This window comes from Variovorax sp. GW821-FHT10C12, assembly GCF_059415405.1.
This window is the reverse complement of record NZ_JBWKNE010000001.1, coordinates 2,523,086-2,535,818: the sequence shown is the minus strand read 5'-3', so window position 1 is coordinate 2,535,818 and position 12,733 is coordinate 2,523,086. Positions and strand designations below refer to the sequence as shown.

Below are 12,733 nucleotides of genomic sequence, written 5' to 3'. Positions count from 1 at the left end.
TGACGGCGCGCTGCGCTGTCACCCCCGAGCCCGGCCCTGCGCCGGGCTTTTTCGTGGGTTCAGACTCGAAAGAGCGGCTTCCACAGCCTGAGCAGGCAGCGGCTAGAATCGCCCCCTCTGCACTCAACAAGAGCGAGAAAGGCACCTTGGTTATGACACCGCGAACTACCCCGCAAGGATTCAGCGGCTTTTTCTTCTTCGAAGGAAAGGGCCGGTAGCCCCGCGCTCGCTGGTTTTTCCAGCGCACCAACCAAGCAAAGCGCGGCATCCACCGCGCTTTTTTGTTTTTCTCCCCGAGGTTTTCACATGATCCAGATCACGCTCCCCGACAACTCGCGCCGCGAGTTCCCCGGCCCGGTTTCGGTGGCCGAAGTGGCCCAGTCCATCGGTCCCGGTCTCGCCAAGATGACGGTGGCCGGCAAGATCGACGGCAAGCTCGTCGACGCCAGCGACGTCATCGACCATGACGCCAAGCTGCAGATCATCACGCCCAAGGACGACGAGGGCCTGGAGATCATCCGCCACTCGACGGCCCACCTGGTCGGCCACGCGGTGAAGCAGCTGTACCCGACGGCCAAGATGGTGATCGGGCCCGTGATCGACGAAGGCTTCTACTACGACATCTCGTTCGAGCGGCCGTTCACGCCCGAAGACATGGCCGCCATCGAGGCGCGCATGCGCGAGCTGATCGCGCAGGACTACGACGTGATCAAGAAGATGACGCCGCGTGCGGAAGTCATCGAGGTCTTCAAGTCGCGCGGCGAGGACTACAAGCTGCGTCTCGTCGAAGACATGCCCGACGAACAGGCCATGGGCCTGTACTACCACCAGGAATACGTCGACATGTGCCGCGGCCCGCACGTGCCGAACACGCGTTTCCTGAAGGTCTTCAAGCTCACGAAGCTGGCCGGCGCCTACTGGCGCGGCGACGCCAAGAACGAGCAGCTGCAGCGCATCTACGGCACGGCCTGGGCCGACAAGAAGCAGCTCGACCAGTACATCCAGCGCATCGAGGAAGCCGAGAAGCGCGACCACCGCAAGCTGGGCAAGGAGCTCGACCTGTTCCACATCGACGAAGTGGCGCCGGGCGTGGTGTTCTGGCACCCCAAGGGCTGGGCGGTCTGGCAGCAGGTCGAGCAGTACATGCGCGGCATCTACCGCGACACGGGCTACTGGGAAGTGAAGGGGCCGCAGATCCTGGACAAGAGCCTGTGGGAGAAGACGGGCCACTGGCAGAACTATCGCGACAACATGTTCACGACGGAGTCGGAGAAGCGCGAATACGCGCTCAAGCCGATGAACTGCCCGGGCCATGTGCTGATCTTCAAGAGCGACTTGCGCAGCTACCGCGACCTGCCGCTGCGCTACGGCGAGTTCGGCCAGTGCCACCGCAACGAACCCAGCGGCGCCCTGCACGGCATCATGCGCGTGCGCGGCTTCACGCAGGACGACGGCCACATCTTCTGCACGGAAGACCAGATCCTCGACGAATGCATCGCCTACACGGCGCAGCTGCAGAAGGTCTATGCCGACTTCGGCTTCACGGACATCCTCTACAAGGTCGCGACGCGGCCCGAGAACCGTGTCGGCTCCGACGAGCTGTGGGACAAGGCCGAGCACGCGGTGATGGAATCGCTGCGCCGCTCGGGCGTGGACTTCGTCATCTCGCCCGGTGACGGCGCCTTCTACGGCCCGAAGATCGAGTACACGCTGCGCGACGCCATCGGCCGCCACTGGCAGTGCGGCACGATGCAGGTCGACTTCAACACGGCCGAGCGCCTGGGCGGCGAGTACGTCACGGAATCGAGCGGTCGCGCCCACCCGGTGATGCTGCACCGCGCCATCGTTGGCAGCCTCGAGCGCTTCATCGGCATGCTCATCGAACACCACTCCGGCGCCATGCCCGCGTGGCTCGCTCCGGTGCAGGTGGCGGTGCTCAATATCAGCGAAGGACAGGCCGACTACGCTGCGCAAGTTGCGAAAACGCTGCAAAATCAAGGGCTTAGAGTTCAGCTGGATCTGCACAACGAAAAGATTACGTATAAAATACGGAAGCATTCGTTGCAAAAGCTCCCTTACATCCTCGTCGTGGGTGACAAGGAAAAGGAAGCAGGTGCCGTCGCAGTGCGCGCCCGGGGCAATCAAGACCTCGGTGCAATGTCCCTCGAATCGTTCACGCAACGGCTCGTCCAGGACGTTGCTGACAAGCGTTGATTTGTCTCTGAAACACCCCATATGTTTCTCTGCCATCTCGTGCCGCCTGTCCGCGAAGACTGAGCGGCGATCGCTACAGATTTTGTAGCAAACTTTGAAGGATTCTGACCATCGCTACTGCATTTCGCGACCGCCGCCACCGCGAGGAACGCCAACACCGCCTGAACCGGGAAATCATGGCCCCGGAAGTCCGCCTGGTCGGCCCGGAAAACGAGCCATTGGGTGTCATGAGCCTTTCCGAAGCCTTGCGCCTTGCGGGTGAGGCTGACGTGGATCTGGTGGAGGTCGTTGCTGCGGCCAATCCGCCCGTGTGCCGCCTGATCGAGTACGGAAAGTTCAAGTACCACGAGCAGAAGAAGGCAGCCGAGGCGAAGTCGAAGCAGAAGGTCATCGAGGTCAAGGAAATCAAGTTCCGGCCCGGTACCGACGATGGCGACTACAACATCAAGATGCGCAACATCAGGCGCTTTCTTGAAGAGGGCGACAAATGCAAGATCACGCTGCGCTTCCGTGGCCGCGAGATCACGCACCAGGAGCTCGGTCTGGCGCTCTTGCAGCGCATTCGCGACGAGCTGGGCGACACGATCATGGTCGAGCAGTTCCCGAAGCTGGAAGGCCGTCAGATGATCATGATGATCGCTCCGGGTCGCAAGAAGGTTGGCGGCGCGGCGCCGAAGCCGGCAGCAGATGCTGCGCCGGCAGCAGCGCCCACGGCAACCGCCTGAGGCATTTGCAGTAGACGGGTTTTGAAGGGATTTCGCCCTGGCCCGCATTTCGAAAGAAGTGCAGGCGGGGGCGAGATAAAGAAGTGTCTCGGGGCCAACAAGTCCGTGGAGTATCCGCGGCGCCTCACGAGCACAAACTAAAGGAGCATTTACATGCCCAAAATGAAGACCAAGAGCAGCGCGAAAAAACGTTTCCGCGTTCGTCCCGGTGGCACCGTCAAGCGCGGTCAAGCCTTCAAGCGTCACATCTTGACGAAGAAGACCACCAAGAACAAGCGTCACCTGCGTGGTGCAGTCGCAGTGCATGAAACCAACATGGTTTCTGTCGCCGCCATGCTGCCCGGCCGTGGCATTTAATTCAGACGAACAAGGAGTAAACACATGCCTCGCGTCAAACGTGGTGTAACGGCTCGCGCCCGCCACAAAAAAGTTCTCGCACTCGCCAAGGGTTTTCGCGGTCGCCGCGGTAATGTCTTCCGCGTCGCCAAACAGGCGGTGATGAAGGCTGGGCAATACGCCTACCGTGACCGTCGTACCAAGAAGCGCGTGTTCCGTCAGCTGTGGATCGCGCGTATCAACGCCGCCTCGCGTGAACTGGGCCTGACCTACAGCCAGTTCGCCAACGGCATCCGCAAGGCCGGTATCGAGATCGACCGCAAGATGCTTGCGGACATCGCCGTGCACGACAAGGCCGCTTTTGCCGGCATCGTGGAGCAGGTCAAGGCCAAGCTGGCTGCTTGATTTTGCACAGCAGGTTGCCGTCTCCGGACGGCTTCTTGCGCCCACGGCTCAAGGGCTGGCGCTTGAAAAGGCTCCAGCTCTTTTTTATTTCCCCTCGAAGATTTTTGTTGCTATGAACGAGTTGGACTCCCTGGTCGACACCGCACGCGCCGCCTTCGCCGAAGCGAAAACGCCCGCAGAGCTCGAAAACGCCAAGGCCCAGTTCCTTGGCAAGTCGGGCCGCATCACCGAGCTGATGAAGGGCATGGCCGCGCTGAGTGTCGAAGAGAAGAAGTCCCGCGGCGCCGCGATCAACGTCGGCAAGCAGGCCATCGAGGCCGCACTGACCGATCGCCGCCAGCAACTCGCCGACGAAGAACTCTCGCTGCAGCTGCGCGCCGAAGCGCTCGACGTGAGCCTGCCCGGCCGCCACCGCGCCGGCGGCGGACTGCACCCCGTGAGCCGCACGCTGGAGCGCATCGAAGAGATCTTCTCGAGCATGGGCTTCGACGTCGCCGACGGCCCCGAGATCGAGAGCGACTGGCACAGCTTCACCTCGCTCAACAACCCGCCGAACCATCCGGCGCGTTCGATGCAGGACACCTTCTACGTCGACCTCAAGGGCGACGACGGCATCCCGTACAACCTGCGTCCGCACACCAGCCCGATGCAGGTGCGCTACGCCCACCAGCACACCAAGAAGTACGCGGCCGAGTTCGCCGCTGCTGCGGCCGACACCACCGGCACCGTGAAGGCGCCCGAGATCCGCGTGATCGCGCCGGGTCGCACCTACCGCGTCGACAGCGACGCCACCCACTCGCCCATGTTCCACCAGTGCGAAGGCCTGTGGCTCGGCGAGAACGTGAGCTTCAAGGACCTGAAGGTTGTCTTCACCGACTTCTGCCGCACCTTCTTCGAGCGCGACGACCTCGTGCTGCGCTTCCGCCCGAGCTTCTTCCCGTTCACCGAACCGAGCGCCGAGATCGACATCCAGTTCGCGAGCGGCCCGTTGGCTGGCCGCTGGCTCGAAGTCGCCGGCTCGGGCCAGGTGCACCCGAACGTCGTGCGCAACATGGGCCTCGACCCCGAGCGCTACATCGGCTTTGCCTTCGGCATGGGCCCCGACCGGCTCACCATGCTGCGCTATGGCGTGAACGACCTGCGCCTCTTCTTCGACGGCGACCTGCGTTTTCTCTCGCAGTTCCAGTAAGCACGTCCTTTCCACAGATAGAAAAACCAGATCGAGATCGAAGAGATGCAATTCCCGGAATCCTGGCTGCGCGAGTTCTGCAATCCGCCCCTCGACAGCGCCGCACTGGCCGAAACGCTCACCATGGGCGGCTTCGAGGTCGAAGAGCGCCGTCCGGTGGCGCCGCCTTTCACGCGCATCGTGGTCGGCGAAATCAAGGAAGCCGAGCAGCACCCGAATGCCGACCGCCTGCGCGTGTGCCAGGTCGACGTGGGGCAGGGCGCCTTGCTCAACATCGTGTGCGGCGCGCCCAATGCGCGCGTCGGCATCAAGGTGCCGTGCGCCCTCGTCGGCGCCGAACTGCCGCCGGGTGAAGACGGCAAACCCTTCCTCATCAAGCTGGGCAAGCTGCGCGGCGTCGAGAGCCAGGGCATGCTGTGCTCGGCGCGTGAACTGAAGCTGAGCGAAGACCACGGTGGCCTACTCGAACTCGACGCCGACGCGCCTCTCGGCGCCGACGTGCGCGACGTGCTCAAGCTCGACGACGCGCTGCTCACGCTCAAGCTCACGCCCAACCTGGCGCACGGCCTCAGCGTGTACGGCGTCGCGCGCGAACTCGCCGCGCTCACCGGCGCACCGCTGAAGACGCCGGCCATCGCCCCCGTGGCCACGTCGTTCTCCGACGTGCTGCCGGTCAAGGTCGAGGCGCCTGACCTGTGCGGTCGTTTCTCTGGCCGCATCGTGCGCGGCGTGAACACCAAGGTCGCGACGCCGGCCTGGATGGTCGAGCGTCTCGCGCGCTGCGGCCAGCGCAGCGTGACGCCGCTGGTCGACATCTCGAACTACGTGATGTTCGAGTACGGCCAGCCCAGCCACATCTTCGACCTCGACAAGATCCACGGTGGCCTCACGGTGCGCTGGGGCAAGGCGGGCGAACAGCTCAAGTTGCTCAACGGCACGACGATCACCGTCGACGAGAAGGTCGGCGTCATCGCCGACGACCGCGAAGTCGAATCGCTCGCCGGCATCATGGGCGGCGACGCCACCTCGGTGACCGACGATACGCGCAACATCTACGTCGAGGCCGCGTTCTGGTGGCCCGAGGCCGTGCAAGGCCGTTCGCGCCGCTTCAACTTCTCGACCGACGCCGGCCACCGCTACGAGCGCGGCGTCGACCCGAGCCGCACCGTGCAGATCATCGAGCGCATCACGCAACTGGTCGTCGAGATCTGCGGCGGCGAAGCCGGCAAGATGGACGACCAGACGCTGCGCCTGCCCGAAGCCGCGCCCGTCACGCTGCGCGTGGCCCGCGCTGCGCGCGTCATCGGCATGCCGCTGACACAGGCGCAATGCGCCGATGCGCTCCACCGCCTCGGTTTCGCGATCAGCGAAGGCGAAGGCACGCTGACCGTCACGCCGCCGCCGCACCGCTTCGACCTGCTGATCGAGGAAGACCTGATCGAAGAAGTGGCGCGCCTGATCGGCTTCAACAACCTGCCGACGACCGCGCCGCTCGCGCCCATCACCGCCCGCGTGCGCCCCGAAGCGCAGCGCAGCCGCTTCGCGGTGCGCCGCAGCGTTGCAGCACTGGGTTACCAGGAAACCATCAACTTCAGCTTTGTCGAAGCGCACTGGGAGCAGGACCTGGCGGGCAACGCCAACCCGGTCAAGCTGCTGAACCCCATCGCCAGCCAGATGAGCGTGATGCGCTCGTCGCTGCTCGGTTCGCTGCTGCAGGTGCTCAAGTTCAACCTCGACCGCAAGGCGCCGCGCGTGCGCGTGTTCGAGCTGGGCCGCGTGTTCCTGCGCGACGACAGCGTCGTCACCACCGACAGCACCGTGCGCGGTGTGAATCAGCCCATGCGCGTGGCAGGCCTGGCCTGGGGCGATGCCGAGGCATCGCGCTGGGACGGCAAGCCGCAGCGCGCCGACTTCTACGACGTCAAGGGCGACGTCGAAGCGCTGCTCGCCCCGCGCGTGCCGACCTTCGAAGCGGCCGAGCATCCGGCGCTGCACCCCGGCCGTTCGGCCCGCGTGCTGCTGGACGGCCAGGCCATCGGTTTCATCGGCGAACTGCATCCGCGTTGGCGCCAGAAGTGGGACTTCACCCAGGCGCCTGTGCTGTTCGAACTCGACCTCGACGCCGTCACGGCGCGGCCCGTGCCCGTGGCACAGCCGGTACCCAAGCACCAAGCCGTCGAACGCGACATCGCGGTGGTCGTGGCTGAAGCGGTGTCGCACGACGCGCTGATGCAGGCCATCCGCGCGGGCGCGTCCGTCTCGGGCCTGCTGCGCGATGCGACGCTGTTCGACATCTACCGTCCGCAGCCGTTGCGCGAAGGCGCCGTGGCAGCGCCGGGTGCGCTGGCACCGGGCGAGAAGAGCATGGCCGTGCGCCTGACCTTCCAGAGCGATGCCGCCACGCTGACGGACGAGCAGGTCGAACCCGCTGTCCGTGCAATCGTCGAACAACTGGGCGCCACCCTGGGCGGCCGCTTGAGAGGATGAAGATGAACGCCGCCGAATTCACGCTCGAAGCCCTCGAAACGCCGGCGCTCACCAAGGCGCACCTGGCCGACCTGCTGTTCGAGCAGATCGGCCTGAACAAGCGTGAGTCGAAGGACATGGTGGAGGCGTTCTTCGAGCTCGTTGCCAGCAGCCTGATCGAGGGCACGGATGTGAAGATCTCGGGCTTCGGCAACTTCCAGATCCGCGTGAAGGCACCGCGCCCGGGGCGCAACCCGCGCACCGGCGAAGCCATTCCGATCGGCGAGCGCCGCGTGGCCACCTTCCATGCGAGTGCCAAGCTCAAGGAGCAGATCCAGGGCAGCATCGAGCCGCAGGGCGGCACTTCCGAAGTCGAGTGGAGCCTGGGCGCGGAATAGTGCTTGGTGCTGTGTGGCCGCGTAGAGTAATCTATGAGGTTTCCCGCGCACAGTCTTGATTTCAATGGAGAAAACGCTCCCGCCGATTCCCGTCAAACGCTACTTCACCATCGGTGAGGTCGGCGAACTCTGCGGCGTGAAGCCGCACGTGCTGCGCTATTGGGAGCAGGAGTTCACGCAGCTTCGCCCGATGAAGCGGCGCGGTAACCGTCGCTACTACCAGCACCACGAGGTGCTGATGATCCGCCGCATTCGCGACCTGCTCTACGACCAGGGCTTCACCATCAGCGGTGCGCGCAACAAGCTGCAGGAACTCACGCAAGGCGAGCGCGACCGCCGCAAGGCAGGCGAAGTACCGCTCGAAGGCCTGGAGGCCATCGAGATCGGCCAGGAAGAATTCGACGCCGCCGTGCAGGACGAACCGGGGGCTGTAGCGGCCACGCAGACCGTCGACCTGTCGCAGTTGTTGCACCTTCGCCGCGAACTCTTTGAAATTCGTGAGCTGCTGACTGTCGGACACTGAATTTAGCCCGCTATAATCGAGAGCTTCGGTGTGTGGCGCAGCCTGGTAGCGCACTTGCATGGGGTGCAAGGGGTCGAAGGTTCGAATCCTTTCACACCGACCAACAAAACGTCCAAGGGCGTCCGGTTTCATCCACCGGACGCCCTTTTTCATTGGTGAGCTGGGTAATGGTTGTCCACGGTCGTACACTGAAATCCAGTGACAGCCAGCGCTAAGTGGGGGTACAGGTGGGGGTTCAAACTCCACGAACCTCTAAGTTGGCAGTTTTGTACCCCCAGCCCCCTCGACGTAGCCATGCCATTGACCGATGCCGCGTGTCGCAATGCCACCTGTCCTCCTGATCGAAAACAGGCGAGATACGCTGATTCGGGCGGTCTCTATCTAGAAGTTTCTGCTGCAGGCTCACGCCGGTGGTTTTGGAAGTTTCGGATTGAGGGCGTCGAGAAGAAGTTTGCGTTGGGCGCCTATCCCGACGTCGGGCTGGCAGCAGCGCGCAAGGCTCGCGATGCTGCCAAGGCCCAGAAGGCGGCGGGGATCAATCCCATTCAGGCAAGACAGATCGTCAAGCTCAAGGCCGCCGTGAGCAGTGGCGACACCTTCCAAGAGACGGCGCTTGAGTGGTATGAGAAACATCATGCGCGCTGGAGCAGTCACTACGCAATCCGCGAGAAGCGCAATCTGGAAAAAGACCTGTTTCCACATTTCGCCGCTCGTCGCATCAGCGAAATCGAACCCATTGAATTGTTGGCCGCACTGCGTCGCGTCGAGGAGCGTGGAGCTCTCGATGTGGCTGGCCGGGTGCTTATGACGGCGCGCGCGGTGTGGCGCTACGCCGTGGCGACAGCGCGCGCGCCGCGCGACATTACGGCCGACCTCAAGGGCGCGCTGACCCCTCACAAGAAGCGGCACTTTGCTGCCATCACGGATCCGACCAAACTGGGCGAACTGATTCGCGTCATCAGGAGCTATCAGGGCGGGCCTATTGTGCGCACCGCGTTGCAGTTGGCGCCAATGCTCTTCCAGCGTCCCAATGAACTGCGAGGCGCAGCCTGGGCGGAGATCGACCTGGACAACGCGCTGTGGACGGTGCCAGCGGTGCGGATGAAGCGACGTATCGAAGGCAAGGAAAATGGGGATCCTCATCTCGTCCCGCTACCCACGCAAGCTGTGGAACTGCTGCGCAAGCTGTACCCCCTCACCGGCCATAGCACGCTGGTCTTCCCGGGCGAGCGCAGCCATGACAGGCCCATCTCGGACAACACCCTGCGTGCCGCGCTTTTGACGTTGGGCTACGGACCTACTGTGCAGACCGTTCACGGCTTTCGGGCGACCGCGCGAACATTGCTAGCTGAGGTTTTGGAGATCGATCCCTTGGTGATCGAAGCCCAATTGGCGCATGCCGTAAAGGATGCCAACGGACGTGCGTACAACCGCACGCAGTACGTCAACCAGCGCAAGCAGATGATGCAGCGATGGGCCGACTACCTTGATGCGTTGTGCGAACAGAATCGCGCGATCGTCGAACCGTCTGTACAGCAGGTCAGAGAGGCGAAAAAGGGCGAGAGCATGGCTAGTCTGGTGCGCAACTTTCTCCATGCGGCAGATCCATTCGACACGCCAAACGTTTTGCGTGAAGGGAGGCTCGAAGCCCAAGAAATCCTTCCTGCGCCAAGGACGTTGCTGAACGACACGGAGCGCCGCGCTCAGTCGAAGAAGAAGCGGGAAGGCAAGCAAAGCATGGCGGAGCTCGCGGCTGACGCGGTTGCAGCGATGACACACTCCGCGGCAAAGCGGTAAGCCGGGGACCTCACACGGCTACTGCGCTGCAGTACAAGAGTCGACGTTTTCTGTCTTTGGCGGCTCAGGCCGCATTTATGCCGTCTCTCACGCCCGTCACGGACGAGGCTCGCGGCATCGAACTCGAAGCTCAGCCCGCCTGAAGGCCTCTCGAGAAATTCCCTCGGGTTCGACGTTCTGAACGCCGTTGCAACATCTGGGACGATTTCATATACACTCCGCCGCCCAGGGCCAGACGGTGCCACTGTGCCAACTGCGGACAAAGCTCGAAGGCGACCCTAGCCTTGCCTTTGTCTGCCCTGGGGGATTTTTTAGCCCGTAGCCAAGTCCCTGAGACCAACATCGCGTTGATCTTGGCGAAAGAAAAGTCAACTTCTTTCTGGTGGACACGGCTCGTCACTCATTGCCCTTTCGGCGATATGGCGCGCGGGGATACCCGGCTCTAAGTGAGTCGGCCTAGAGGCGGGATGCGCAACGATGCATCGGCTGCGCTAGGGCTTAGCCGGTCACTCGAAACCAGCACATGTGCTGCTTTCGGAGGACAGGAAGGACATCAGGCCTTCCGGCTACAACGATGGTCATGCCCTGCCTTTTCTGGCGGTTTGGCAAAGAAGACCATCCGACTCCAACATGCGAGTCGACTGCATAGCTGAGAACTGCGCGTTGACGCATCTTTCTCGCTAGTGCTCATTTAACCCCCTTTGGAGGGGTTCAACTTCCGTCACTTACGCAGTGACGTGCCGACGCGTTTGCGTCACGAAGGTCGGGCGTAGTCCGCTAAATCCTTCGATTTTGTTGAACCTAGACAGGTGTTGAAAACATCTGTCGCCTTGAGGAATTTTATGATTAATGGAAAAAATGAATATTTGGGAAAATGGTTTGCGGAGAATAATGGTTCAGGATTGATGCAATTGAATCTATTGAATCACGGATATTTTGGCGACAAAGGGGAGGTGAAGAAAAATCCTCCCGTGGAGATTGTTTTCATTTCGATGAAGCAGCTGGTCAAAAAAATATCTAAAAGTCGGTCATGGGTGTATGCCGCAATGGATGAGAAAAGCCCAACCTGCGACAAATTTTTCCCCAAGCCAGTTCGTATAGGAAGGCGCTCGATCTGTTTTGTCTTGAGTGAGATGGAGTTCTGGCTTCAGTCTCGCATTGATGCCAGCCGGGCGATTCAATGAGCTAGGGTTACTTTTCGCCATGTCCTCGCGGCGTTCGCACGTCAACCTTCAGCATTCCATCCGACGGCGTGATCCAGGTCGCGCGCGTGTTCGGGGCGACAGCTGCAAGTGTCTTTCTACGAAGTCGCGAGGACTTTTCATTCGGCCAGAGTTAAAAGTACGACCGAGATTGCGTTGCGTTTTCCCTGAAGGATGCGGCATTTTCGTGCTTCCGATGCAGTGCTTCTCAGCCCCATGAGCGACGCTGCGCCATACCCCTCCTATTACTATTGCAAAAACCATGTCTGAGGTCATTGACCTTAGGCATTCAGTTAATTTCAAATGAAAACCTCTTCCTGCATGGCGCGCATTCAAGCGCGCAAAGCCATCCCCAAGCTCAAGGAGTTGAGCTTCAAAAATCTCTTCCGGGAACCTGTCGAATACGCAGGTCGCAGTGACACTGGCATCCGTCTTCTCTACAGCATTCACGAGATGGCCTCGCAGTTGATTCGCTCCAGCAAGCCTCTGTTTTATTTGGAAAAAACATCCAAAGGAAAAGGAGTGGTGCACTGCACCAAACTTGGAGATCTATTGCTCAGAATCGTGCGAAGTGATTTCACGCAGCTTCGTGCAGACTGGCCGATCCATAAGTTCTCACCGATTGTTCGCGGATTTCTGAAGCTCCTTGCGCTTCTGCGGGCGCAAATTAATTTGATTGGAGGATTTTTCAAAGTAGGTGCTCTTGATTCTGCTCGTGTAGCAGTGAATTCTGCGAATCGCTATGCTTCGACGCTCAAGAAATACTTCAGACGTTCGGTCATCAAGTCGGCCAACGAGAGGTTTCGCCGTTCTGCGCTCGACAACTTTGACGAGCTCGCTGGGATCCTGCAATGGATCTCCGAAGAGCACACCGAGGTGGTCGTTCTGCGCTTCGACACGGGTTATCGCGAAGAGGGGGCGACGCCCTCCAAACTTGGCGATCCGCCGCGAATCGGGCACCTCGGCGAGTACCGGGAGTGCCGCAAGCCCTTTCATCGCTGGATCAAGGATAGGTTCGGTGAGGACCTGCTTCTCTGTGCCTGGGCGTTCGAATATGGTCCCGAGAAGTCATTCCACCAGCATTACCTGGTCGTCCTCAAGCCTCGCGGCAACAAGGACCACGTCCGGTTGGTGGGTGAAATCGGTCTGAAATGGAGCGCCATCACGAAGTCGTTGGGCTCAATCCACAACTGCAACGCGCGGCGGAGCGAGTATCGCTATCCGGTTCTCGGGCTGGTGCGTCTGGATCACCCCCAGGTGATCATCGGCCTGCGGTACATCGAGAGCTACCTGACACTGGCGGAGGCTCACGCAAGATTCGATCTAGGAGTAAGGATCAAGGCCCACGGCAAGTTTGGCAACTACCCTGAGGAAGCAACGATTAAGCCGGCTCGCCCCAGATCGAGCTTCAGCCCCATGCCGATCGCGATCACATACGCGCAAGCGCAGTCGCAGTACGTGAACTTCTGATGAGGCCT

The 12,733-nt window shown here is 61.5% G+C and carries 11 protein-coding genes and 1 tRNA gene; all 12 read left to right on the top strand.

The genetic code is table 11. The features are described 5' to 3' along the window. Positions 1–306: 306 nt before the first annotated feature. Entirely contained in the window at positions 307–2,214 is a 1,908-nt protein-coding gene (gene thrS, locus AC07OH_RS11920; RefSeq protein ID WP_495300784.1) for a threonine--tRNA ligase, read from the top strand. Positions 2,215–2,315: 101 nt separating this feature from the next. Next, the gene (gene infC / locus AC07OH_RS11915; RefSeq protein WP_082818065.1) at positions 2,316–2,939 is read left to right on the top strand and encodes a translation initiation factor IF-3; all 624 of its coding nucleotides are present in this window, start codon (positions 2,316–2,318) and stop codon (positions 2,937–2,939) included. A 153-nt stretch (positions 2,940–3,092) separates the two neighbouring features. Next, entirely contained in the window at positions 3,093–3,296 is a 204-nt protein-coding gene (rpmI, locus tag AC07OH_RS11910; protein WP_007832497.1) for a 50S ribosomal protein L35, read from the top strand. A 24-nt stretch (positions 3,297–3,320) separates the two neighbouring features. Further along, on the top strand, positions 3,321–3,680 hold the full coding sequence (gene rplT, locus AC07OH_RS11905; protein WP_007832499.1) for a 50S ribosomal protein L20: 360 nt from the start codon (positions 3,321–3,323) through the stop codon (positions 3,678–3,680). Positions 3,681–3,792: 112 nt separating this feature from the next. Further along, complete coding sequence (gene pheS, locus AC07OH_RS11900) at positions 3,793–4,869, top strand: phenylalanine--tRNA ligase subunit alpha (RefSeq protein ID WP_056579739.1); 1,077 nt, start codon at positions 3,793–3,795, stop codon at positions 4,867–4,869. A 45-nt stretch (positions 4,870–4,914) separates the two neighbouring features. Beyond that, positions 4,915–7,356, top strand: a complete 2,442-nt coding sequence (gene pheT, locus AC07OH_RS11895; RefSeq protein ID WP_495300783.1) for a phenylalanine--tRNA ligase subunit beta — start codon at positions 4,915–4,917, stop codon at positions 7,354–7,356. 2 nt (positions 7,357–7,358) lie between these two features. Further along, positions 7,359–7,733: an integration host factor subunit alpha gene (locus AC07OH_RS11890; RefSeq protein ID WP_062473498.1), complete on the top strand. Its 375-nt coding sequence runs from the start codon at positions 7,359–7,361 to the stop codon at positions 7,731–7,733. A 64-nt stretch (positions 7,734–7,797) separates the two neighbouring features. Then, positions 7,798–8,256 (top strand): MerR family transcriptional regulator, encoded by a 459-nt coding sequence (locus AC07OH_RS11885; protein ID WP_390342847.1) that lies wholly within the window; start codon positions 7,798–7,800, stop codon positions 8,254–8,256. A 26-nt stretch (positions 8,257–8,282) separates the two neighbouring features. Next, a tRNA-Pro gene (locus AC07OH_RS11880) sits at positions 8,283–8,359 on the top strand. A 191-nt stretch (positions 8,360–8,550) separates the two neighbouring features. Continuing rightward, the gene (locus tag AC07OH_RS11875; RefSeq protein ID WP_495300782.1) at positions 8,551–10,053 is read left to right on the top strand and encodes a tyrosine-type recombinase/integrase; all 1,503 of its coding nucleotides are present in this window, start codon (positions 8,551–8,553) and stop codon (positions 10,051–10,053) included. An 812-nt stretch (positions 10,054–10,865) separates the two neighbouring features. Beyond that, a complete protein-coding gene (locus AC07OH_RS11870; RefSeq protein ID WP_495300781.1) occupies positions 10,866–11,237 on the top strand; it encodes a helix-turn-helix transcriptional regulator in 372 nt (123 codons plus the stop codon). A gap of 321 nt (positions 11,238–11,558) precedes the next feature. Further along, the gene (locus AC07OH_RS11865) at positions 11,559–12,725 is read left to right on the top strand and encodes a hypothetical protein (protein WP_495300780.1); all 1,167 of its coding nucleotides are present in this window, start codon (positions 11,559–11,561) and stop codon (positions 12,723–12,725) included. Positions 12,726–12,733: the final 8 nt, after the last annotated feature.

Coding starts and splice junctions, on each gene's coding strand:
- AC07OH_RS11875 (WP_495300782.1), top strand. CDS start 8,551: ATGCCATTGACCGATGCCGCGTGTCGCAATGCCACCTGTCCTCCTGAT.
- AC07OH_RS11890 (WP_062473498.1), top strand. CDS start 7,359: ATGAACGCCGCCGAATTCACGCTCGAAGCCCTCGAAACGCCGGCGCTC.
- rpmI (WP_007832497.1), top strand. CDS start 3,093: ATGCCCAAAATGAAGACCAAGAGCAGCGCGAAAAAACGTTTCCGCGTT.
- pheS (WP_056579739.1), top strand. CDS start 3,793: ATGAACGAGTTGGACTCCCTGGTCGACACCGCACGCGCCGCCTTCGCC.
- rplT (WP_007832499.1), top strand. CDS start 3,321: ATGCCTCGCGTCAAACGTGGTGTAACGGCTCGCGCCCGCCACAAAAAA.
- AC07OH_RS11865 (WP_495300780.1), top strand. CDS start 11,559: ATGAAAACCTCTTCCTGCATGGCGCGCATTCAAGCGCGCAAAGCCATC.
- thrS (WP_495300784.1), top strand. CDS start 307: ATGATCCAGATCACGCTCCCCGACAACTCGCGCCGCGAGTTCCCCGGC.
- pheT (WP_495300783.1), top strand. CDS start 4,915: ATGCAATTCCCGGAATCCTGGCTGCGCGAGTTCTGCAATCCGCCCCTC.
- AC07OH_RS11885 (WP_390342847.1), top strand. CDS start 7,798: ATGGAGAAAACGCTCCCGCCGATTCCCGTCAAACGCTACTTCACCATC.